The 21,028-nt window shown below is 40.3% G+C and carries 27 protein-coding genes, 1 tRNA gene and 1 riboswitch; of the genes, 16 read left to right on the forward strand and 12 right to left on the reverse strand.

Features of this window, described 5'->3' with window-relative positions; translation table 11 throughout:
* Position 1: 1 nt before the first annotated feature.
* From MHH68_RS05820 to MHH68_RS05840, 5 genes are all read left to right on the forward strand, one after another.
* On the forward strand, positions 2 to 769 hold the full coding sequence (locus tag MHH68_RS05820) for a thiazole synthase (RefSeq protein ID WP_058014279.1): 768 nt from the start codon (positions 2 to 4) through the stop codon (positions 767 to 769).
* Positions 766 to 1,779, forward strand: a complete 1,014-nt coding sequence (locus MHH68_RS05825) for a thiazole biosynthesis adenylyltransferase ThiF (protein ID WP_339165521.1) — start codon at positions 766 to 768, stop codon at positions 1,777 to 1,779. The genes MHH68_RS05820 and MHH68_RS05825 overlap by 4 nt, the downstream gene beginning before the upstream one ends.
* Before the next feature lie 16 nt (positions 1,780 to 1,795).
* Positions 1,796 to 2,602: a bifunctional hydroxymethylpyrimidine kinase/phosphomethylpyrimidine kinase gene (gene thiD, locus MHH68_RS05830; protein ID WP_339165523.1), complete on the forward strand. Its 807-nt coding sequence runs from the start codon at positions 1,796 to 1,798 to the stop codon at positions 2,600 to 2,602.
* 150 nt (positions 2,603 to 2,752) lie between these two features.
* Positions 2,753 to 3,529 carry an enoyl-ACP reductase FabI gene (fabI, locus tag MHH68_RS05835; RefSeq protein ID WP_003211867.1) on the forward strand — a complete coding sequence of 259 codons (777 nt, stop codon included), beginning with the start codon at positions 2,753 to 2,755 and terminating at the stop codon, positions 3,527 to 3,529.
* A 114-nt stretch (positions 3,530 to 3,643) separates the two neighbouring features.
* Positions 3,644 to 4,330, forward strand: coding sequence for a CotO family spore coat protein (locus MHH68_RS05840; RefSeq protein ID WP_339165525.1), 687 nt, complete (start codon positions 3,644 to 3,646; stop codon positions 4,328 to 4,330).
* A gap of 35 nt (positions 4,331 to 4,365) precedes the next feature.
* On the opposite strand, the gene MHH68_RS05845 is transcribed toward MHH68_RS05840, so the two are convergent.
* From MHH68_RS05845 to MHH68_RS05865, 5 genes are all read right to left on the reverse strand, one after another.
* Entirely contained in the window at positions 4,366 to 4,809 is a 444-nt protein-coding gene (locus MHH68_RS05845) for a CotY/CotZ family spore coat protein (protein ID WP_339165526.1), read from the reverse strand.
* 205 nt (positions 4,810 to 5,014) lie between these two features.
* Positions 5,015 to 5,506: a CotY/CotZ family spore coat protein gene (locus MHH68_RS05850; protein ID WP_003211658.1), complete on the reverse strand. Its 492-nt coding sequence runs from the start codon at positions 5,504 to 5,506 to the stop codon at positions 5,015 to 5,017.
* A 146-nt stretch (positions 5,507 to 5,652) separates the two neighbouring features.
* Positions 5,653 to 6,141: a spore coat protein gene (locus tag MHH68_RS05855; RefSeq protein ID WP_058014275.1), complete on the reverse strand. Its 489-nt coding sequence runs from the start codon at positions 6,139 to 6,141 to the stop codon at positions 5,653 to 5,655.
* Between the two features lie 88 nt (positions 6,142 to 6,229).
* Positions 6,230 to 6,565 (reverse strand): hypothetical protein, encoded by a 336-nt coding sequence (locus MHH68_RS05860; protein ID WP_058014274.1) that lies wholly within the window; start codon positions 6,563 to 6,565, stop codon positions 6,230 to 6,232.
* Positions 6,566 to 6,609: 44 nt separating this feature from the next.
* Positions 6,610 to 6,996, reverse strand: coding sequence for a spore coat protein (locus MHH68_RS05865; RefSeq protein ID WP_058014273.1), 387 nt, complete (start codon positions 6,994 to 6,996; stop codon positions 6,610 to 6,612).
* Between the two features lie 177 nt (positions 6,997 to 7,173).
* Between MHH68_RS05865 and MHH68_RS05870 the strand changes: the two genes are divergently transcribed.
* The 5 genes from MHH68_RS05870 to MHH68_RS05890 all read left to right on the forward strand — a co-directional run bounded on the left by MHH68_RS05870 (position 7,174) and on the right by MHH68_RS05890 (position 8,651).
* Positions 7,174 to 7,524, forward strand: coding sequence for a DUF1360 domain-containing protein (locus tag MHH68_RS05870; protein WP_058014494.1), 351 nt, complete (start codon positions 7,174 to 7,176; stop codon positions 7,522 to 7,524).
* 72 nt (positions 7,525 to 7,596) lie between these two features.
* On the forward strand, positions 7,597 to 7,725 hold the full coding sequence (locus MHH68_RS05875; protein ID WP_003211271.1) for a hypothetical protein: 129 nt from the start codon (positions 7,597 to 7,599) through the stop codon (positions 7,723 to 7,725).
* An 86-nt stretch (positions 7,726 to 7,811) separates the two neighbouring features.
* On the forward strand, positions 7,812 to 8,033 hold the full coding sequence (locus MHH68_RS05880; protein ID WP_061407379.1) for a hypothetical protein: 222 nt from the start codon (positions 7,812 to 7,814) through the stop codon (positions 8,031 to 8,033).
* Positions 8,034 to 8,117: 84 nt separating this feature from the next.
* Entirely contained in the window at positions 8,118 to 8,255 is a 138-nt protein-coding gene (locus MHH68_RS05885) for a YjcZ family sporulation protein (RefSeq protein WP_003212017.1), read from the forward strand.
* A 138-nt stretch (positions 8,256 to 8,393) separates the two neighbouring features.
* Complete coding sequence (locus MHH68_RS05890; RefSeq protein ID WP_003212292.1) at positions 8,394 to 8,651, forward strand: stage VI sporulation protein F; 258 nt, start codon at positions 8,394 to 8,396, stop codon at positions 8,649 to 8,651.
* A 16-nt stretch (positions 8,652 to 8,667) separates the two neighbouring features.
* Here the strand turns inward: MHH68_RS05890 and MHH68_RS05895 are convergent, their stop codons facing one another.
* Positions 8,668 to 10,980: an ATP-dependent helicase gene (locus tag MHH68_RS05895; RefSeq protein ID WP_339165527.1), complete on the reverse strand. Its 2,313-nt coding sequence runs from the start codon at positions 10,978 to 10,980 to the stop codon at positions 8,668 to 8,670.
* 126 nt (positions 10,981 to 11,106) lie between these two features.
* Between MHH68_RS05895 and MHH68_RS05900 the strand changes: the two genes are divergently transcribed.
* On the forward strand, positions 11,107 to 11,364 hold the full coding sequence (locus MHH68_RS05900) for a hypothetical protein (protein ID WP_058014270.1): 258 nt from the start codon (positions 11,107 to 11,109) through the stop codon (positions 11,362 to 11,364).
* Between the two features lie 83 nt (positions 11,365 to 11,447).
* Here the strand turns inward: MHH68_RS05900 and MHH68_RS05905 are convergent, their stop codons facing one another.
* From MHH68_RS05905 to MHH68_RS05915, 3 genes are read right to left on the reverse strand one after another with little or no spacing between them, the layout of a single operon-like run.
* A complete protein-coding gene (locus tag MHH68_RS05905) occupies positions 11,448 to 11,882 on the reverse strand; it encodes a GNAT family N-acetyltransferase (RefSeq protein WP_058014269.1) in 435 nt (144 codons plus the stop codon).
* A gap of 6 nt (positions 11,883 to 11,888) precedes the next feature.
* On the reverse strand, positions 11,889 to 12,404 hold the full coding sequence (locus tag MHH68_RS05910) for a YjcG family protein (RefSeq protein WP_058014268.1): 516 nt from the start codon (positions 12,402 to 12,404) through the stop codon (positions 11,889 to 11,891).
* 52 nt (positions 12,405 to 12,456) lie between these two features.
* A complete protein-coding gene (locus MHH68_RS05915; protein WP_339165529.1) occupies positions 12,457 to 13,197 on the reverse strand; it encodes an esterase family protein in 741 nt (246 codons plus the stop codon).
* 221 nt (positions 13,198 to 13,418) lie between these two features.
* Positions 13,419 to 13,540: riboswitch (SAM riboswitch) on the forward strand.
* Positions 13,541 to 13,620: 80 nt separating this feature from the next.
* Between MHH68_RS05915 and MHH68_RS05920 the strand changes: the two genes are divergently transcribed.
* From MHH68_RS05920 to MHH68_RS05930, 3 genes are all read left to right on the forward strand, one after another.
* Entirely contained in the window at positions 13,621 to 14,739 is a 1,119-nt protein-coding gene (locus tag MHH68_RS05920) for a methionine biosynthesis PLP-dependent protein (RefSeq protein ID WP_169056315.1), read from the forward strand.
* Positions 14,736 to 15,914 carry a cystathionine beta-lyase gene (gene metC, locus MHH68_RS05925; RefSeq protein ID WP_339165532.1) on the forward strand — a complete coding sequence of 393 codons (1,179 nt, stop codon included), beginning with the start codon at positions 14,736 to 14,738 and terminating at the stop codon, positions 15,912 to 15,914. The genes MHH68_RS05920 and metC overlap by 4 nt, the downstream gene beginning before the upstream one ends.
* A gap of 128 nt (positions 15,915 to 16,042) precedes the next feature.
* A tRNA-Val gene (locus tag MHH68_RS05930) sits at positions 16,043 to 16,115 on the forward strand.
* Positions 16,116 to 16,370: 255 nt separating this feature from the next.
* On the opposite strand, the gene MHH68_RS05935 is transcribed toward MHH68_RS05930, so the two are convergent.
* Entirely contained in the window at positions 16,371 to 17,357 is a 987-nt protein-coding gene (locus tag MHH68_RS05935) for a YhdH/YhfP family quinone oxidoreductase (RefSeq protein ID WP_169056317.1), read from the reverse strand.
* Positions 17,358 to 17,469: 112 nt separating this feature from the next.
* Between MHH68_RS05935 and MHH68_RS05940 the strand changes: the two genes are divergently transcribed.
* Positions 17,470 to 17,889, forward strand: coding sequence for a MarR family transcriptional regulator (locus MHH68_RS05940; RefSeq protein WP_034325091.1), 420 nt, complete (start codon positions 17,470 to 17,472; stop codon positions 17,887 to 17,889).
* A gap of 164 nt (positions 17,890 to 18,053) precedes the next feature.
* A complete protein-coding gene (locus MHH68_RS05945; RefSeq protein ID WP_081042292.1) occupies positions 18,054 to 18,212 on the forward strand; it encodes a hypothetical protein in 159 nt (52 codons plus the stop codon).
* Between the two features lie 199 nt (positions 18,213 to 18,411).
* Here MHH68_RS05945 and MHH68_RS05950 read toward each other — a convergent pair whose 3' ends face one another.
* Entirely contained in the window at positions 18,412 to 19,353 is a 942-nt protein-coding gene (locus MHH68_RS05950; RefSeq protein WP_058014262.1) for an acetyl-CoA carboxylase carboxyltransferase subunit alpha, read from the reverse strand.
* Positions 19,354 to 19,385: 32 nt separating this feature from the next.
* Positions 19,386 to 19,832, reverse strand: a complete 447-nt coding sequence (locus MHH68_RS05955; RefSeq protein WP_058014261.1) for a MarR family transcriptional regulator — start codon at positions 19,830 to 19,832, stop codon at positions 19,386 to 19,388.
* Positions 19,833 to 21,028 lie beyond the last annotated feature (1,196 nt).

Here is a 21,028-nt window from a genome sequence, read left to right on the forward strand (position 1 = left end):
CATGCTGCATATTGGCGGAAAAACATTCACATCTAGATTATTACTTGGTACAGGGAAGTACCCATCATTTGAAATTCAAAAAGAAGCTGTGAACGTATCAGAAGCAGAAATATTAACCTTTGCTGTGAGAAGAATGAACATTTTCGAAGCATCTCAGCCTAACTTTTTGGAACAGCTTGATTTATCTAAATATACGCTGCTTCCGAATACAGCTGGTGCAAGTACAGCAGAAGAGGCAGTTCGTATTGCTCGCTTAGCGAAGGCTTCCGGACTGTGTGACATGATCAAGGTAGAAGTCATTGGCTGCTCAAGGTCTCTTCTACCAGATCCAGTCGAAACGTTAAAAGCATCCGAAATGCTACTCGAAGAAGGATTTATCGTGCTGCCATATACATCTGATGATGTGGTACTGGCAAGAAAATTAGAAGAGCTTGGTGTCCATGCTATCATGCCAGGTGCTTCGCCGATTGGTTCAGGGCAAGGCTTACTAAACCCTCTGAATCTCTCATTTATTATCGAGCAGGCGAAGGTACCAGTGATTATTGATGCTGGTGTAGGCTCTCCAAAAGATGCGGCTTATGCGATGGAACTAGGAGCTGACGCTGTATTACTGAACACAGCTGTGTCAGGCGCTAAGGACCCTGTGAAAATGGCAAAAGCCATGAAACTGGCGATTGAATCAGGAAGACTAGGCTTCGAGGCAGGACGCATTCCATTGAAAAACTACGGGACAGCAAGTAGCCCGCAGGAAGGAATGCCGGCATTTTGAGCACTCGTTATTCACGTCAAGAGCTCTTTCAGCCAATCGGCACAGAGGGGCAAAAGCGGTTAAATGACTCAAAGGCTGTCATTATTGGTGCAGGGGCGCTTGGAACAGCTAGTGCCGAAATGCTCGTTCGTGCTGGCGTTGGATCTGTCACCATTTTGGATCGAGATTATATTGAGTGGAGCAACCTTCAGCGTCAGCAGCTTTACACAGAGCAAGATGTGCAGGATCGGCTGCCAAAGGCCGTGGCGGCTGAAAATAGACTCAAACAGATAAATAGTGACGTACAGGTCAAAGGAATCGTCGTCGATGTGACCGCTGAACATATTGATGAACTGGTCAGCGGCGCTTCAATCGTTGTCGATGCAGCGGATAATTTTGAAGTGAGAATGATCGCTAATGATGCTGCTGTGAAACATCAAATTCCATTCCTTTATGGAGCTTGCGTTGCCAGCTATGGTATTCAATTTACTGTCATTCCTGGTGAAACACCGTGTTTACACTGTCTGCTTGAACATTTACCCGCACAGGGCATGACATGTGATACAGCCGGTATCATTAGTCCAGTTGTGCAGCAGGTGGCAGCATATCAAGTGGCAGATGCCCTGAAGTATTTAACGGGTCATCAAGTGACGCCGATTTTAAGATCGTTTGATTTATGGACCAATGAACGGTCTGACATCCGATCAGCCAGTTCCTTAAAGAAAAAACAATGTCCAAGCTGCGGAATGAAAACATATCCTTTTCTCTCCTATGACAAGAGAGCAAAGGCAGATGTACTATGCGGCCGCAATACGGTCCAAATCCGCAGTGCAGCTGAAACTCCGCCTTCGTTACACGAAGTGGCTCTTCGGTTAAAGAAAGCAGGGATGGATGTCCTTGAAAATCCGTATTTGCTTTCCTGTCAAAAGGATGAATATAAGCTTGTCTTATTTAAAGACGGCAGAGCCCTTGTCCATGGCACAAATGATATGGCAAAAGCAAGAACCATTTATCATCAATGGATTGGCTAATGAGAGGTGTGATGAAATGACGATTAAAAAAGCATTTACAATCGCAGGTTCTGATTCTGGCGGCGGAGCAGGCATTCAAGCTGATTTAAAAACCTTTCAGGAGCTCGGTGTGTTCGGAATGTCTGCAATCACAGCGATTACAGCACAAAACACACTAGGTGTTCATGGGGTATATCCGCTTTCAATCGAGGCGTTAGAAAGTCAAATTGATGCAGTGGCAGAGGATTTACTGCCAGATGCCGTCAAAACAGGGATGCTGTGGAGTGCAGATATGATCAAGATAGTTGCTGAAAAAACGGTTCAATATGACATGAAGCTCATTGTCGATCCAGTGATGATCGCAAAAGGAGGCGCTTCTTTATTAAATGAAGATGCGGTCTTAGCGATGAAAACACACTTGCTACCTGTCAGCTATGCCGTAACGCCGAATCTTCCTGAGGCAGAAGTGCTGACAGGCATGCGCATTCAGACAAAAGAGGATCGCTATCTAGCAGCGGAGCGTTTATATGAGCTTGGTACGAAACATGTCGTGATCAAAGGGGGACATGGCCCCTCTGGCGGGATGATAACAGACCTGTTGTATGATGGAAAAGGCTTTATAGAAGTCACAAACGAACATATTGATACCCCGCATACACATGGCACAGGCTGCACGTTTGCAGCGGCATTAACAGCTGAAATTGCGAAAGGATACTCCATGAGAAAGGCTTTTGACACAGCAGAAACCTTTGTCCATGAAGCCATCAAATTCCCTTTGAATATTGGAGCTGGACACGGACCTACCAACCATTTTGCTTATCAGCAAAACAGGCTCAAACGATAAGAGGATCGAACCGTCTTCACTTGAGAGGACGGTTTTTTGATGAAAAAGAAACTTTCTTGCAGCGGAAATTGTCATTCTCTCGTGATCTGTGATAATATTATGATCAGGTACTAATACTATGTCTTGAAAAAATAGGAGGCTTTATTACATATGAACTTTTCTTTAGAAGGCCGTAATATCGTGGTAATGGGTGTTGCCAACAAACGAAGCATCGCATGGGGAATTGCCCGCTCACTTCACGAAGCTGGAGCTCGTTTGATTTTTACTTATGTTGGAGATCGTCTTGCTGAATCTGTAAAAGAACTTGCAAGCACACTTGAGCGCGATGATTCAATCATTCTTCCATGTGACGTGACAAGTGACGAAGAAATCGAAAAATGTTTCGCTACAATTAAAGAAAAAGTACAAGTCATTCATGGCGTTGCGCATGCGATTGCATTTGCAAACAAAGAAGAACTTGTCGGTGAATACTTAAACACGAACCGTGAAGGTTTCCTTTTGGCGCACAACATTAGCGCATACTCATTAACAGCTGTAGCAAAAGCAGCACGTCCATTGATGACAGAAGGTGGAAGCATCGTCACGCTTACATACCTAGGCGGAGAGCGTGTAGTTTCTAACTACAACGTAATGGGTGTAGCAAAAGCAGCACTTGAAGCAAGTGTGAAATACTTAGCAGCTGATTTAGGCGCAGAAGGTATTCGTGTGAATAGTATTTCTGCTGGTCCAATTCGTACGCTGTCTGCAAAAGGCATCAGTGGCTTTAATACCATTCTGAAGGATATTGAAGAGCGTGCACCGCTTCGCCGTACAACGACTCCTGAAGAAGTTGGCGATACAGCGCTATTCTTATTCAGTGATCTATCACGCGGCATGACAGGTGAGAACCTGCATGTTGATTCTGGCTTCCATATCATTGCCCGCTAAACAACTAAATGATTTGCAGCATACCGAATAAGGGTATGCTGTTTTTTTATTTTTCTTCTGATTTGAGTCGTCCGCTCATATATATAAGGAATGAATCATTCGGGAGGGATTAGTATGTCAAATAAAGGTGATGAGAACCAGAAGCCGCTTATGTATATTGTTCAGCCGAGCTATGATGAATCAATGCCGGCCATGCAAAATATTGTGAGAAAGCGAAAGAAATCAGAAAAACCGCAAGAAAGTCATCAGAGTGCAAAAGACGTGATCGAAGAAAGTACGCACGAGGAGCCTGTGGCTCAAGAAATCGAGAAGAAAAAAGAAGCCGAGCCATCTGAACTTCAGCAAGAACAAGACATTACAGAAGAAGCTGAGGTTACACAAGAACAAGACATCACGCAAGAAGCTGAGGTTACACAAGAACAAGACATCACGCAAGAAGCTGAGGTTACACAAGAACAAGACATCACGCAAGAACCGGAACTTACACAAGAAAGAAAGCCCCAGCAAGAAGAGGAAAAGCCGCCAGAAGGTGTATTTCATGAAACAAAAGAAGAACCTAGAAGAAAACGAGTGAAAAAGCCTTTAAGTCAGATGAGCATTGACGAAAAAGTCGATTTTCTCACAAGCCTGCCTCATAATATGCCAAGAGCCCTTTGCCTGATTGAAGCTGATGGTAAAACTTATAGAGGGATTATCATGGATCGAAAAGAAGATACAGTGGTCATTCGAACAGCGGGCGGGGGAAATCCAGTTGAATTAGCAGTAGATGAAATTTCCTCGATTCATCCACTTGGTTTTTAACAAATAAAAAAAGTCCCATAGAGGGACTTTTTTTGTTAGCAGTTACGGTTGATGAGTCGTGGATTTAAGCACTCGATTGCGCAGAAGCAGTCAAGATCTACTTCAATGCAATACTTCGATTTTTCTAATCGGAACACATCACATACGGAATCTTTATCTGTAAAATCTAAAATATGACGGTCTTTGTCAAATGCGATAAGCAAGCTGAGTGTTGCGCAGTGGTCAGAGATGTGTTCGACTCTGAAAAATGTAGTGCTAAAGCAAGGACCTGGATCTACTTCTCCAACGTTTCCGAATGCGACGAATGGTTTTGATTTAGAGGTAAAGAGAACAAACGGGACAGTGTCACCTAATGAATGGGATGGAGAAAGGAGATTGCTGTAACAGCTGGTCGGACATTTTTCTTCAACGGCATTTTGTAAGTCGTTAATATTTTCAACAGCCTCTGCTACACAATTCCATGAATGTTTGCGGCTCATATTCAACCCTCCTATACTAGGGAATTTGTTTGAGTGTTTGAGCACTGTCATCATCTACAAGCTTTTTGTTTTACCGGTTGATACTTCTACTTTCAATCAATGCGGAAGCGGCAGCTCTTATGCTGACTGTTCCGCATGATTGACTGTCATTCGTAAGGAAGGGGATGCTTTGACTCATGACAAGTTAGGTCAACGGATGATTGATTTAGCCGTGGTGATGATGCTTTTTATCTTTCGATGGCATGACTCTGTCTACTAGTTCTGGGTTTAAACATTGGATTGCGCAGAAGCAGTTTAGATCAACCTCAATACAAAAGTCCGTTTTTTCTAGACCAAAGAAGTCAGGGTCACAAGGGTGACACACGCTGAGCGTATGTCCGTGTACATCAACAGGTCTTAATACAGATAACGTAGCACAGCAGTCGTGTAATTTTTCAACCCGGAAGAAAATGGATTCGAAGCATTGGCAATCGTCAACAAATCCTCCAATGTTTCCGAAAGTAGAAAACAATCCGCCCTTTTTATCAAAAAGTAAAAACGGAATTGTATCTTTTCCAGAAACTGTCGGGCTTAATAAATTACTGTAGCAGCTCGTAGGACATTTATCTTCTACAGCTTCCTGCTCTGCTAAAATCTTATCAACCGCATCGCATACACAGTTTTCATCATGTCGGCCATGGTGTTTTCCGCAGCTCATGGATTTCAGCTCCTTTAACAAGGTATTTGACTTTAGTCCTTAACAACATATGTATGCGCCCTCTAGTTGGTGTGGGTAAATGACTATTTATATTTGTTGTATTTTTATAAAAGGAAAAGCAGAGCTTTTCGCTCTGCTTTTGGACATTAGAGGATACCGATTGCAACGATTGTCGCAACAAGTGTTTGAGTAAGTGTTTGGATTGCGATCGAGATGTCCGCATCGATTGTTGATACTGTAACGTTTCTAGAGTTTTCAATGACAAGTTTCTGGCGGTTTGTTTGTTTGTGAGTAGCGGCTTGTAAGAGATCTTGTGTGACGCGGTCTGCTAAATCACCATCTGCGATTGAGATGTTTGTAATGGTAATGATCGCTGTTTGAACAGCTACTTGGATAGATGCTGCAACCTGTGCATCAACAGAAGAGACGTTAATGTCACAAGAGTCTCTAACGATAATGACTTCCTCAGATGTCTGCTTTGTCACACTTACTTGATCAAAGTCTTGCAAGACGTCTTCATCATCATAATAGTGGCCGTCACAAACTGCTTTTCTTTCATAGTTGTAATCGCCGTGGTGTCCGTGGTGTGTACAGTTACGATCTAGAGCGACCCAAGAATATGGTTTAGAATCCATTTCTATTCCTCCTTCCGTTTACTTTATTAAATGCTGGAATGCATGGTTTTGTCTCAGGCATTTACCCTATCACGCAACCCATTTTTATTTAATCGTTGTTTCGCTGCGCATCACGGCGCTGTTGAATACGATCTCGAAGTGAATTTCGTTTTGGACGTACTTGCGGTTCAGGGGCTACTTCTTCCACATGTTTTGCTGACTCAGCCTGCCTTTTTTTCTCCTGCTGCTGTTGTACGAAGTCATCTGCTTTCTTTTGTAAGTCCTCAACTAATTTCAAAATCATTCTTCTTTGATCATCTGAAATATTTGCTTTCTGATCATCTGTGATATTGTTTTTGTTTAAAATATCACTTACAAGAAGGCTCGTTAATGGATCAACCTCAGTGTTGATTTGAAATTCCTTTTTTTCGTTCTCTTCAGCCACGATTATTTCACCTCTTTCATACATAATGTTAGAAAAAGAAAGGGTCAAAGAATGCCGGCTTCAACTAATAGTACATTCAATGTTTGAGTGAGAATTTGTACGGAGTTCATAATGGATGCATCAGATAGTGTAATCGTGACGTTATAGCAATTGATGATTTGAATCACAGTCTTCTTTTGGACTGTCACTTGTTGTGTGGCTAAAAGCTGATCTGTGATATCTGCAGCCAATTCATCGTCTGGTACAAGAAGTTGGATTAAAAGAGTAATGATTGTCGTTACGGTCGCTTGAAGGGAGAGTGCGGCTGTTACATCTGTTTTATGAATCGTGACATTTTCGGAATCTTTGATTTCAATGAAATCATCATAATTGCTGATTAATTCGTTTAATAGTTGTGTGTATAATAAATCAGCACTTTCTTCAATAGACAATACTTTCACTCCTTTCTTATCTATACATTATTTAATGCAGCAGAGGCTCAAGGTGGAATCGGAAAGTGTGAAAAAGTACAACCCAATTTTATTTCCGCTCGATTCATCATGGCGGTCTTTCTTTTTGCATATATAAAGAAAGGACGCAAAAAAGAAGAAAGAAGGAGGTGGAGGCTCCTGAGCGGTGCTTTGTCATTTGTCGTGTTTGCCCTCGCATCCTTTAGACTGACGAGGCTCATTGTGTTTGATACCATTACTGCTCCTTTCCGCCGTTTATTTCATGAAGAACAAGAAGAGATCAATGAACAAGGTGAAGTAGAGACATATATCATCATTAAAGGTAAAGGGCTGCGGTCTTGGATAGGAGAGCTGTTAAGCTGTTATTGGTGTACTGGTATGTGGTGCACTGCTGCTTTACTTCTGATATACATACTATTTCCTGTCATCAGCATGTGGCTTAATTTACTATTAGCCATTGCAGCAGCAGCAGGCATTATTGAAGCAATTGTCTCAAAGCTGGTGAAATAAACAGGCATTCTCATCAGACACGCTTTCAAAAAATGCATATACTATCATGGAATAGGGAAAGGAAGGGTTGCGATGAAACCAACTGAAACGCCGTCACATACGCTTCAAGGTTATCCAGCGCAGTCAAATCAACAATCTGTTTATACGAAGAAAATTAAAAAAGCAGGCTGCGGCTGTGGAAACAAAAAGAAACCTCAATAGAAGAGAAAACAAAAGCCGGATTTATCCGGTTTTTTTGTTGCCCTTTTTTTGAGTGATGCATATGTAAGAGAGAAGGGGTGACCAGAATGGATGCATTCGAACAATTAATCGGCTCCTTGTTCACTAAACCCCATGATGGGAAAGAGCAAGCGCACGAAAAGGGTGAAATGGATCTAGCGGATAAAGCGAAGGATCTTGAGCAGCACTTAAAGGCATTTGGCGAGAAGATGGATGCTTTTGCGAAAGAAACAGAAGCATTCATTGTGCGTCATGGAGAGGCAGATTACGTCTTTAAACAGCAGAAATAAAAATTCCGCACTTTTTTATGTGATCGTCCAAACCATTTGTAGTATTTTTCATATTTTGTAAGGGAGAAGAGGAGGTGCTTATATATGAGTTGTTACGGTTACGGTGGCGGTTCTTGCGGCGGCTACGGCGGAGGTTACGGCGGCGGATATGGATCAACATTTGTTCTTGTCGTTGTGCTTTTCATCCTTCTAATCATCGTTGGTGCTTCTTTCTTTAACTAAACAGTAAGAAGGTGAGGGAAGCAATGGGGGAGCCTTTTGCTTTCCTTTCTCTTTGGGCAAACCAGGCTTTAGGATAGGCACATATCTCGCCTATTTTCATATAGTAAGGTGATTACTCCATAAAGAGGAGGCAAATGAATGGATAATAAATTCTTTAAAAGCGTTGAAAATAAAACGGGTGTGAATATGAACGATGTCTTTAAGCTTGCAGGTTCTTTGCAAAATGCTAACTTTAAAGATGAAGCAACGGTTCGAGGCGTCATTAAAAAAGTCGCGCAGCTTGCGAATAAACGTGTACCGAAAGAAATGGAAGACAAAATCGTTCAATCGATTACAAGTGGAAAAGAAAAGCTTGATTTCAATACCATCGCTAAAATGATGAACAACAAAAAGTAAACAACAGGCTCTCCGCTTAAAGGGGGGCCTGTTGTTTTTCTGTGAATAATGCTCGATTTTTCTTTAGTAGGGGATATAAAAAGCGCGAGCGATGAGTGGTTTTCCCTCGTCTAAATGATGGAACCGATAGATAAAGAGACTGTTCAGCTCTTGTCATAGCCACATATAATAAACGGCGCTCTTCTTCCAAGGCTTCATCATCACCGTTTCTCAGTTCATCGAGTGAGAAATCATGTGGCAGTGCTCCGTCGACCACGCAAGTGATGTACACCGTTTGGAATTCCAGTCCCTTTGCACGGTGAATCGTCATGAGCTGAACACCTGGTTCGTCTGTCTTTTCCTTTTCGGCAGACTTCATATGCTCGGCATGTGAGAGAAAGGCTTCAATCGTTTCAAAGCGTTTGGCAGCGGTTTTTACATCTCGTACATCATCTGCCCCTTTTTCAAGTACATTCGTATCGTTCACTCGTTTTTTTAAGAAATCACCAAGTCCCATCTTTTGTTCAATAAACGCCACAGCGTCAGACGGCTTTAAATTTCGTAACGTGCTGAACAGAGGAACAATAGATTGCAGCTTTTTTCGTTGAAACGGCTGAATATCTGTTATTTTTCCGAGTGCGTCGACCATTGAACAATCTTCCGTGATGGTTAGTGCCTTCATTGTGTTTAAGGTCTGCTGCTTTAAAAAGAAAACCGGAAGCAGCTGTTTCATAGCGGACACATCATCGGCATCCTGACTTAAAGAGAGAAAGGCGAGAAGAACCCGAACAATTCGTCTGCTGTAGAAGGCTTTGACACCAGCCTCCGTCTCATACGGAATCGCGGATTGATGCAGACGCTCATAAATCGCGCGGCCTCCCGTATTGGTGCGAAAGAGCACGCAGATATCACTCGGCTTTGCGCCGTTTTTAATTTTCTCCTGAATATCTGACACGATCATGGTCGCTTCCTCTTCCTCGTCATATGGATAAAAGAGCGTAGGAGGGATTGTCTCCGATCGGACGGCTTTTAACGTTTTCTCATAACGATGCTGATTTTTCTTAATAACGGCATCCGCACTTGCGACAATCGTATGATGCGACCGGTAATTGGCATGTAAATGAACAATCTGAGCCAAAGGATAATCTCGTTTAAATTCAAGAATGAAAGCAGGATTACTGCCCCTAAAGGCATAAATGGCTTGATCATCATCACCGACACAAAATAGCTGCTCAGATTCTCCAGCTAACAGCTGAATCAATTGATATTGAACTGGATTTATATCCTGAAATTCATCCACCAATATATATTTGAACCGTTCTTGATACCGTTTCAGCAGTTCAGGCTGTTCAGTCAGCATGTGCAAGCAGGCAATGGCCATGTCATCAAAGTCAAATTGCTGATTGTCTCGTTTTTGCTGTTCATAAGATTGATAGATCGTCCACATGTGTTTTTCCTTTTCATCCTTCAAATCAGGAAGATCGCCTGGTAAAAAAGCATTTTTCCAATAGCCGATCGATTGCAGGACTTGATCGGTAGGGTAGTCTTTTTCATCTAGTCTTTCATTCATGATGGCTTTTCGAATGTACTGTTCCTTCTGCCAATCAAACTTGATCAGGTGCTGGCCGTTCCATTTGTTTGCGTCATCGTGAAGCAGCATTTTATAAAAAAGACTGTGGAAGGTGCCTGTCACCACTTGGCTTGCTTGTGATGGGTGCAGCTGATATTGCTTGCGCAGTCTTTCTTTCATTTCACTGCTGGCTTTTGTGGTGAACGTCACGAGTAAGATATGGTGAGCAGGAATATGATGATGTGACATGAGATAAGCCGCTCTTGCTGTCAGGACTCTTGTTTTCCCGCTGCCAGCACCAGCCAGCACAAGCATCGGACCATCTTTATGTGTGACAGCTTGAAGCTGCGGTGTGCTAAAGGTGATATGCGGAAAGAGATCGATGGTATGTGCTTGTTCATTTTCTTCTAAATGTATCACATCGCTAAATTGAATCGACCTTGGTTCCTGCCAGTCATATGATTCATTCGTTTGCGAGATGATTTGTTTACCTGTTGGAAAACGGAAGCCCCCAAGTTCTTTATAAGAAGCACTTTCCTCTCGCTCTGCGTGTTTTTTCTGATCTTCTTGTTCTTCTGCTTGTTCACACAGCTCTTGCTGAGACATATGTTTATGAATAAAGGCAGGTTCTTCATGTATATTTAATCTGAAAAAGACTGGTTGTCCGCAATATGGGCAGAATAAGTGCCCTTTTTTTCCCTCGTCATGGAGGAATTGATAATGTTCTCTCGAATACGTATGTAATGAGATCGTTCGATCATGTCGTCGTGCGCATTTCAAAGCTAGTCCTCCAATAGTTAATCAATCTTAAAAAGAAACACATCTAATCATATCAAATGAGACGTGTTTCAAACAGTCATTATTAGGGAATAGTAGAGTAGAAGAGAAGCAAAGGAGGCGTTCTTGATGGGATATATAGCCCCGATTCAGCCGGATCTGTATTTTCAATATATCAATCGTCCTGCTCCTCAGGATAAAGAAGACTACGCGAAAGTAACTAAGGTTACTCGCACCTTTCATGACAAGGTATACAGAGAACTGGAGAAAAAAGAGGACTTAGTGACAGAAGCGGAAACGAAAGTACAGCAAAAAAAGCGGGAACGCTTTGTACGAGATATGTTTATGGAGGAAGGCAAAGGCGTTCATATTAATACGTATATATAAATGATTGCGCTTTCTTCCATTGACGAACGATGATAAAGAAAAAGCCAGGACATCATGGATGATGCTCTGGCTTTTTCTTTTGGTCAAACAGACAGCGTTTTTGTCATTTTGACATGTGTGATCCCTGCTTCTTCAAATGGTTCAGATACGGCTTTGTAGCCTTTCTTTTCGTAGAAAGGAAGAGCTTGGACTTGTGCGTGCATAACCGCTTCCTTCGCTCCATTCGCAATGGCTTCTGTTTCCAGCGCTTCTAATAGTTTGTGGCCAAGGCCGAAAGCGCGCGCCTCTTTTAACACGCAAATTCGTTCTAGCTTTGCCTTTGGTCCTTCAATGATCCGCAATCTAGCAGCTGCCTGAGGCTTCATTTCATCATTATAAATGACAAAATGAATGGCCTCGTCTTCTAATTCATCTATTTCAATCTCTAACGGGACTTCTTGTTCTTTGACAAATACTTCTTTTCGAACGTAATATGCATCTTCTCGTTGTGTTTGTGCTGTTGCGATAACTGTTTTCAAATGTACTTAACCCTCTTCTCCTAAAATAAATGTTTCATAGACGGTCCAAGATCCGTTCTCTAATTGATATAAAAGGTGGAAGCGATCCACTGTTTCTTCATGGTCAATCTTTCTCAGCTTTAATGTGCCAAGAACGTCTGAATGCTCATCATCTGATAGTTTTTGAGCCACTGTCACATGCGGAACAAAGGCATATTCAGGTGTACCTTCAAGTGGATCTGCATACAACCTTTCATTGAGTGCCATGATTTCTTCGTTCGGTTCTACTTTCATATAAATAACGTTGTTTACAGGAGCGAATGAACTGAATTTTTTAATACGTAATGTAACAGGAGAAGCATTTTTTGCATACTCTCTTAGCGTTGAGACGACCTCAGCCGCTTCTAGATCCGTTAATTCAAAAGGTGTTCTAAGTGTTAAATGAGGCGGTATGAGTGCATAGTTCGGATCATAACGCTTCCGGTAAGAGTTCGCAATATCTTGCAATTTTTTTGATGGAAATATAACAACTCCGTATTTCATCTTGTTCCCTCCTGATTAAGAAAGTATTTATTATTGTTTATTATAACAAAATTCAGTTGATTAACGAATATGGGAGCATTCTTTTTAACGAAGGCGCAATGAGCGGCTGCCAATACGTCCATTTATGATCTCCTTCGAATGTCTCAAATAAATAATCTGCACCTGACTGTTCAAGAAGTGTCTTTAAATCGTCGTTCGGCTGAATAAAATCAAGCACTTGGCCGTCTGTCGTTTTCACAGCCGTTTCTTCCAGTCCAATTTGATGAATAATCGCATAATGAGAAAGGGCAGTCGACTGTTTAACAGCTTCTAAGACTGACTCATCAACGTAAGGAGACTGCAAAATGAGTCCGCCAAATAAAGAAGGATAATCTATCGCTGTCATAAGAGAAATTGTAGCACCCAGTGAATCACCAATAAACGTGCGTCCTGAGCCAATTTGATAGGTTGGATAGTGCGTATCAATATAAGGGACAAGTTCATTTGCTAAAAAGCGTTTATATGCTTCAAATTTTGTGCCATCTGGATGATACGTATTCCGTCTTTCCGTGACATTTTCATAAGGGACACCAATGATAATGGAGCGTTCCATATCTTTGTTTTGCATCAATTCTTCTGCCTGTCTGCCTATTTTGCCTAAACGGAAATAATCATGACCATCTTGGGCAATGATGACATGATATGTATAAAGGGGGGAGTAATTGACTGGCAAATAGATCAAAAGGGTCATATCCGCCCCAAGTTCTTTTGAATGTAAGGTTTCTTCTTGAATAATGCCTGTTTTCTTCACCATAATCCATTCCTCCAGCTAACCGATTTCATCACAAAGTGAAATGTTTCCATTCATTGTAACATGAAAAATAATGTTGTTCCTATATGCTAACATGCAATCAATTCAGTTAACACCGAATCTGTTATAAAATACAGAAAATTTCAATTAATTGTTCCATTTCCTCTTGAAAAATGAGATTTAATGCGTTACAGTATTAAGAATTAGAACAGACAGACAACACATTCTTATCGTGAGAGGTGGAGGGACTGGCCCTTTGAAACCTCAGCAACCGGTATGCATCACTTCATGTGATGTACCAAGGTGCTAAATCCAGCAAGCAGCTTTTTTGCTTGGAAGATAAGAGGAAGCGATTAAAACCCCTTCTTCTTATGAAGAAGGGGTTTTTCTGTTTTGAAATCAGATTTTTACTTAGGATGGTGTCAAATGACAGAACATGTGGAAACGACATTAGCGCAAATTGGAAACCGGAGCGAAGAGGCGACTGGTACGGTCAGTCCCCCCGTTTATCTTTCAACAGCATACAGACATAGAGGTATAGGGGAATCAACCGGATTTGATTACATTCGAACGAAAAACCCAACAAGGCAGCTTGTAGAGGATGCGATTGCTTCACTCGAAGAAGGGACCGCCGGATTTGCCTTCAGTTCGGGAATGGCTGCGATCCAAACGATTATGGCCCTATTTGAAAGCGGTGATGAACTCATCGTCTCATCAGACCTATATGGCGGTACATACCGTTTGTTTGAAAACGAATGGAAAAAGTACGGCTTACGTTTTCTTTACGATGATTTTTCAGATGAAGACTGTTTACGCTCTAAAATCACGCCAAACACAAAAGCAGTCTTTATTGAGACGCCGACAAATCCACTGATGCAGGAAGCGGATATTCAAAAAATAGCGAAGGTTGCAAAAGAACATGACGCATTGGTCATTGTTGATAACACCTTTTACACACCCGTTTTGCAAAAGCCGATTACGCTTGGAGCAGACATTGTCATCCATAGTGCAACCAAATATCTAGGCGGGCACAATGACGTTCTCGCCGGGCTTGTGGTGACAAAAGGAGAGAAGCTCTCTGAAGACATGTTCCAGCATCAAAACGCAATTGGCGCCGTTTTATCTCCATTTGACTCATGGCTGTTAATGAGAGGGATGAAAACACTGGCTCTTAGAATGCGCCAGCACGAGGCAAATGCGAAGGAGCTAGCAGCGTTTTTAAAGAAACAGCCAGAAATTCAAGATGTCCTTTACCCAGGCAAGGGAGGAATGCTGTCATTCCGTGTAGCCGAAGAGGACTGGGTCAATCCATTTTTGAAGCAGCTGAAAACGATTTGTTTTGCTGAAAGTCTTGGCGGAATTGAAAGCTTCATTACGTATCCAGCGACGCAAACGCACATGGATATTCCTGAGGAAATTCGCATTGCAAACGGTGTGTGTAACAAACTGCTCCGTTTCTCCGTTGGTATTGAGCACGTAGATGATCTGAAGGCAGACCTAAAGCAGGCACTATCACAAGTAAAAGAGGAGGTACATGCTAAATGACCACACATGATTGGACATTCGAAACCCAACTCGTTCATAATGCATTCAAAACAGATCGTTCAACAGGTGCTGTCAGTGTGCCGATTCAGCATGCGTCCACCTTTCATCAAAGCAGCTTTGATGATTTTGGTCAATATGACTACTCAAGATCGGGGACTCCTACACGTCAAGCATTAGAGGATACGATTGCGGCGCTAGAAGGAGGAACAAGAGGGCTTGCTTTTGCATCAGGCATGGCAGCCATCTCCACTGCTTTTCTGCTATTATCAAAAGGAGATCACGTCCTTGTCACAAGAGATGTGTATGGCGGTACTTTCAGAATGATTACTCAAGTTCTTTTGCGATTTGGCATTGAGCATACCTTTGTGGACATGACGGATTTGAATGAAGTCAAAAGAGGCATTCAATCGAATACAAAAGTCATTTACTTGGAAACACCGTCAAACCCGACTCTAGGAATTACGGATATTGGGGGTGTCGTCCAGCTTGCCAAAGAACATGACTGTCTGACTTTTTTAGATAATACATTTCTAACACCCGCTCTTCAGCGTCCGCTCGATCTTGGCGTTGACGTTGTCCTGCATAGTGCAACGAAATTTTTGAGCGGACACAGTGATGTACTATCAGGCTTAGCTGTAGTAAAAGACGAGAAGTTAGGTGAGGAGCTGTATTCGCTGCAAAACTCCTTCGGTGCGGTCCTTGGCGTGCAGGATTGCTGGCTTGTGTTAAGGGGATTAAAAACCCTTCAGGTGAGATTAGAAAAAGCCAGCCAAACGGCATTTGAACTCGCTTCATTCCTCAAAGAACATCCTGCGGTGAAAAAAGTATACTATCCAGGCTTAGATGACCATCCTGGGGCAGACATTCAGCGAAAGCAAGCGAGCGGAGCTGGAGCCGTTCTCTCATTTGAATTAGAAAACGAAGTAGCGGTCAAAGAATTAGTGGATGCTGTCACATTACCAGTATTTGCCGTCAGCCTTGGCGCTGTCGAATCCATTCTGTCATACCCAGCCAAAATGTCACATGCGGCTATGCCAAAAGAAGAAAGAGAAAAAAGAGGGATTACAGATGGCCTGCTTCGATTAAGTGTAGGAGTAGAAAACGGAGAAGACCTCAAACGCGACTTCAAACAAGCACTCGATCAACTCAAGCCCGTTCTTGTCAACCAATCATAAAGGAAGAAAAAAGCCGGTCCGTCTACCGGCTTTTTGACCTTTTTTGAACAAAACCATTGACGACTGGTTATGCTGGTTATATAATAGAAACTGTCAGTAACAGAAAGCCCAGAACTGATACATAACCCGATTCCGTAGCTCAGCTGGGAGAGCGCTACCTTGACAGGGTAGAGGTCGCTGGTTCGAGCCCAGTCGGAATCATCGTTGAAACCCTTGCGTAGCAAGGGTTTTTTTGTTTTTTGCAGGTTGTTTTTTTAGGTTAAAACGATTAAAGTGTTCTGCGGTGTTAAATTCTAATTTGTTTGTGACATGATTATAAATATCTGAGGGTATTTTAGCACTAGCATGTCCCGCTCTTTTTTGAATAGATGTACCCCACCTGTTTGGGATGGGGTATCTGCATCAATACATTCAATATTTGTCTGGTGTAATTTAAATAAATAAAGTTCGTTTATCTTAATATTTAATAATGGTTCTTCCTAAATGTTGGCCATTTTTAATGGCTTCAATTTTTTCAGGTAACGTATCGAGCGTAATCTCATTGACTAGAGTCGTTTGGGAGATATTCCATTCGTTTGCTATCTCGTTCCAAATTACTTTACGTTTATTGATTGGTACATTTACAGAATCGATCCCTAGAAGGTTGATCCCTCTTAGAATAAAAGGTAACACAGTTGTTGTTAATTTAAATCCACCTGCATTCCCGCACATGCTCATGCTTCCACCATAAGAAATTTGAGGAATGATCACAGAAGCCACATCTCCTCCTACGGTATCTAAGACGAAGTCAAATTTTTGCTTGTTTAATGGTTTTTTTAGCTCTCCTAATTCGTTTGCAAAAATGACATCAGCTGCTCCTAAAGATTTTGCTATATCAACTTGATTATCTTTACGCACTAAAGCAAAAATATTGTTGTACCCAATTTTAGATAATAATTGTATAGCAATGCTACCAACTCCACCAGTTGACCCTGTAACGAGTATATTAGGTTGATTTTTCGTACTCATACCATTTTCCTGTAAAGCCATGATAGAAAGAGCTGCGGTAAAGCCTGCTGTTCCAAAAATCATTGCTTCTTTTAAAGTCAAGTTATTTGGCAAAGGAACAATCCAATCCGCAGGTACTCTAGCATATTCAGAAAAACCTCCAGTGTGGCTCATGCCCATAGCGAAACCTGTGACAATAACTTGTTGACCCTCTACGAAACGATTATCTGTTGTATGAACGATAGTCCCACTTAGATCAATTCCAGGAATCATTGGATAGTTACGAATTACACCTCCATTTTTTTGAACAGCCAGCATATCTTTATAATTGATTGAAGAATATGCTACTTTAATTAATACTTCTCCTTCAGATAAATCATTAACACTTACATTTTGAAGATCATAACTAACTTGATCATTTTTTTCTGTAACTAGAATCGCTTTAAATGAATCCATCGTGTATCTTCCTCTCTAAAAATATATTACAACCAAATATTTCTGGTCCAAAAGTATTTCAATTAAAAAACTACCATGATATTATAGGTGAAGTCAATGTGGGGGAGATAAAATGGAATTATCAGAGTGCATAAATTTTTTACTAAGTGTTAGTCAAAATAAAGTGTTCAAGTACTTTAGTAAACTTTTAGAGGAATGTGATTTGACACCCGCTCAATATGGTGTGTTGAACTGTCTATGGAGAGAGGGCCAGCTATCTCCTAAACAAATTGGAGAACTTGTATATTTAGAAGCCTCAACCGTTTCTGGAATATTAGATAAAATGCAAAAAGCTGACTTAATTGAACGCACAATAGATCCAAACAATCGAAGAAATATTTTAGTAGAGGCTACTCAAAAATCTTTAGTCATTAGAGATCAAGTTGAAGCAGCAACAATTGAGCTGAACAAGACAGCGCTTCAAAACTTGTCAAATGATGATAAGGTTGTACTAAAGAAAGCATTAAGTACAATTATAAATAATTTTCAATGATGTACTTTTATAAACAAGTTTCATATTAAATCTATAACTATCACAAGGCTCCTTTACAGGAGCTTTTTTCAGTTTCTTTTCGGTGCGTTGTAAATTATTGGATGTGATAATAAATATAATATTAAGTTTTTTATGGAAATTAGGTAAGGAATGGAGAAGATTCAATGTTGATGGCAGCTATTCAGAATGGTTGGCTTGAAGCAAATGTTGTAATTGAAGAATCATTAATGTCGTTCAAACGCGCTGGATGCGATGGCATTTTGACTTATTTTGCTTTAGATATGGCTTGGCGACTGAGAGATGAAGAATCTCAAAACATATAGGCAAAATGAAAACAGACCATGCAGGGTCTGTTTTTTATGAGGAATTATTTGAGGACCTTCAGAAAAAGTATTGATGGAAGAAATCCTTTTTCATACCGATCACACATCTTTTAATAGTATCAGCATATTCAGTTTAAGAGGTTACTTACAAAATATTTAGAACTATCTTGTAAGAATCCTCCTAAATGTAATACGGACTTTAAATATTTTCTATTTGTCTATACTTTTCATATCGCTGTTGTATAAGCTCTTCTGAGGATAATGGTGTCAATTTTTTTAGAGATGATTCGATCACAGATTCAATCATTTGTGCCTGTGATTTTATATCATTTTGTGCTCCACCTTTCATTTCAGGGATGATTTCATCAATAATTCCTAACTGTTTTAAATCTTTTGCTGAAATTTTCATATGTTCAGCAGCTTCTGGAGCATACTTAGCGTCCTTCCATAGGATAGATGCTGCTCCTTCTGGCGAAATGACCGAGTACCATGAATACTCTAACATATGGATATGGTTACCGACACTAATGCCAAGAGCTCCACCACTTGATGCCTCTCCAATTACAATACAAACAATTGGCACTTTAAGTGTAGCCATTTCAAATAGATTTCGAGCTATCGCTTCAGAAATTCCACGTTCTTCAGACCCTTTCCCTGGATAGGCGCCTATTGTATCAATAAATGTAATAATAGGGCGATTAAATTTATCAGCTTGTTTCATAAGTCTTAGCGCTTTTCTATAACCTTCTGGATGTGCCATTCCAAAATTTCTTTCTATATTTTCCTTTGTACTTCTACCTCTTTGATGACCAATAATCGTAACGGGCATCCCTTTAAATTTTGCAATACCACCTATCATTGCTTTATCATCACCATATAATCGATCACCATGAAGTTCTAGAAAGTTTGTAAACAATAAAGGTATGTAGTCCAATGTCGTGGGCCGGTTACGTAGCCTTGCAATTTGAACTCGTTGAAAAGGTGTAATATTAGAATAAATTTCATCTTGCATTTTATTTAAACGTTTTTCTAATATATGAATTTCTGAAGATAAATCTACATCATGTTCTTTCATTATTTTCTTTAATTCATCAAATTTCTCTTTTAATTCAATAATAGGACGTTCAAAATCCAAACTCATTATACCCTCCAAATGTTTTGATTTACCTCACTCTAATCAAAAGGCTTAGAAATAGAATCAATAAATAATTCAAAACCAGCCACAACTATTTTTTGTTCTGATTCTGATAAGTTATTGAGAATATTTTGATAAAATGTAATGGATTGCTCTCTTAAGTATTCAACAGTTGTGTGACCTTTTTCTGTGAGGTGCAGAAAAAGTTCTCTTCTATTTTTTTCATTTACTTCACGATAAACAAGCCCCTTTTTTACTAACTTATCTACCAATCTACTCACAGTTGAAGTCTCTAATCTAAGTTTATTGGATAGTTGCCAAACAGTTAATTTTTCCACCTCTAGTTCCTCTAACGCCATCATTTGAGAAGTTGGTAGAGGTTTTTCAAATGGTCCATTGGGCAAATTTTGAGATTCAAAAACCCCAGTTATTATAATCATTTTCTTAATATCTGATCTTAGTTTTAAGGCATCTTCTCTTTTCAAAAAGGTTACCCTCCTACAATTCATGTATCATACATCAATTGTATTATACATGAATGTGTTTTTTTCACAAGTTTAACGTAAGCCAATATTAAAATAAGGATGAGATATTTCTACTTGTTAAAATGGTATAAACCGATTTATTTTAATAATATAAATGAGGAGCAGCTTGCCGAGGTCTTTCAGTATTTAGAGCAGAAACAGCGTTTCGCTTATGCTGAAGCATGCTAGATAGTATATGCAGATGAGTATGGGAAACAAGGTCGATTTGAAGAAGCTACGGTTGCTGATCAAAAGGTATTAGAAACACAATTCAAAACTCAGAGAGGGATTGTTTGTATGACTTTAAAGGAGGGTTTTACGTTGATTGCTCTTACAGTGATTGCAGCTGATTGAAACACAACATCTCAAAACGTATAGGCAAAATTAAAACAGAACATGAAGGGTCTGTTTTTTTATGGGGACGAACCCTTTCAGTTTTCTTCAGAAATGCACATTTTTTATCAGAAAGCCTCATCATAGAACTTTATTAAATCAGTCTTTTTCAGGGGGAAATCAGTTACTTCGGATGATTATTCACCTTGACAAGGGAGAGTTGCTGGTTCGAGTCCAGTCGGAATCATCGTTGAAACCCTTGTTAAGCAAGGGTTTTTTGTTTTTTAAACATTAAAAAACAACTCTTCAAAAGACATTAAAACATAAAAACCCCTGTCCTTTATAGGATAGAGGTTTTTTTATGTTTTAAATGGTGTAACTCTACTTGTAGTCAAAATTTAATGCTTTGGATTTGTAAATAATAGTCTCAGCAAAACCTACTAAAACTAGTCCTGTTATTCTGTCAATGATCATTTGAACTTTTATTGATAATGAATTTTCTGATGTAGCCAAGCAGAAATACGATCCATAAAACTGTAGTTGATTGAATTTTATCATCCTTATCTGGTTGTTAAATGTGTCGAATTTGTGAAATTAACAATTTCCACAAACTAAAATATGTGGAAGGTCTGTCTATAGTAGGTAACATAATACTCATTGTTATGGCGAGTATCTAGTCTCGTAAAAGTGACAAGAATAATCATTTTGCTTGATAGAAGGAGGTTTCAGGATTATTGCCATAACTGATGTTACATAAGGTAGTAAAGTTAGAGAACCAAAAGATGCTCTGCGTTACTACTATACACATGCCTTAGAAATCGAAA

Origin of the sequence: Bacillus sp. FSL K6-2841 (assembly GCF_037976435.1) — a bacterium.
Lineage (GTDB): Bacteria > Bacillota > Bacilli > Bacillales > Bacillaceae > Bacillus > Bacillus pumilus.

Coding starts and splice junctions, on each gene's coding strand:
- MHH68_RS05920 (WP_169056315.1), top strand. CDS start 13,621: ATGACAGAACATGTGGAAACGACATTAGCGCAAATTGGAAACCGGAGC.
- MHH68_RS05890 (WP_003212292.1), top strand. CDS start 8,394: ATGGATAATAAATTCTTTAAAAGCGTTGAAAATAAAACGGGTGTGAAT.
- MHH68_RS05910 (WP_058014268.1), bottom strand. CDS start 12,404: ATGAAATACGGAGTTGTTATATTTCCATCAAAAAAATTGCAAGATATT.
- MHH68_RS05945 (WP_081042292.1), top strand. CDS start 18,054: ATGTTGATGGCAGCTATTCAGAATGGTTGGCTTGAAGCAAATGTTGTA.
- MHH68_RS05850 (WP_003211658.1), bottom strand. CDS start 5,506: ATGAGCTGCGGAAAACACCATGGCCGACATGATGAAAACTGTGTATGC.
- MHH68_RS05915 (WP_339165529.1), bottom strand. CDS start 13,197: ATGGTGAAGAAAACAGGCATTATTCAAGAAGAAACCTTACATTCAAAA.
- MHH68_RS05840 (WP_339165525.1), top strand. CDS start 3,644: ATGTCAAATAAAGGTGATGAGAACCAGAAGCCGCTTATGTATATTGTT.
- MHH68_RS05855 (WP_058014275.1), bottom strand. CDS start 6,141: ATGGATTCTAAACCATATTCTTGGGTCGCTCTAGATCGTAACTGTACA.
- MHH68_RS05820 (WP_058014279.1), top strand. CDS start 2: ATGCTGCATATTGGCGGAAAAACATTCACATCTAGATTATTACTTGGT.
- MHH68_RS05875 (WP_003211271.1), top strand. CDS start 7,597: ATGAAACCAACTGAAACGCCGTCACATACGCTTCAAGGTTATCCAGCG.
- MHH68_RS05950 (WP_058014262.1), bottom strand. CDS start 19,353: ATGAGTTTGGATTTTGAACGTCCTATTATTGAATTAAAAGAGAAATTT.
- MHH68_RS05935 (WP_169056317.1), bottom strand. CDS start 17,357: ATGGATTCATTTAAAGCGATTCTAGTTACAGAAAAAAATGATCAAGTT.
- fabI (WP_003211867.1), top strand. CDS start 2,753: ATGAACTTTTCTTTAGAAGGCCGTAATATCGTGGTAATGGGTGTTGCC.
- MHH68_RS05885 (WP_003212017.1), top strand. CDS start 8,118: ATGAGTTGTTACGGTTACGGTGGCGGTTCTTGCGGCGGCTACGGCGGA.
- metC (WP_339165532.1), top strand. CDS start 14,736: ATGACCACACATGATTGGACATTCGAAACCCAACTCGTTCATAATGCA.
- MHH68_RS05880 (WP_061407379.1), top strand. CDS start 7,812: ATGGATGCATTCGAACAATTAATCGGCTCCTTGTTCACTAAACCCCAT.
- MHH68_RS05940 (WP_034325091.1), top strand. CDS start 17,470: ATGGAATTATCAGAGTGCATAAATTTTTTACTAAGTGTTAGTCAAAAT.
- thiD (WP_339165523.1), top strand. CDS start 1,796: ATGACGATTAAAAAAGCATTTACAATCGCAGGTTCTGATTCTGGCGGC.
- MHH68_RS05900 (WP_058014270.1), top strand. CDS start 11,107: ATGGGATATATAGCCCCGATTCAGCCGGATCTGTATTTTCAATATATC.
- MHH68_RS05845 (WP_339165526.1), bottom strand. CDS start 4,809: ATGAGCCGCAAACATTCATGGAATTGTGTAGCAGAGGCTGTTGAAAAT.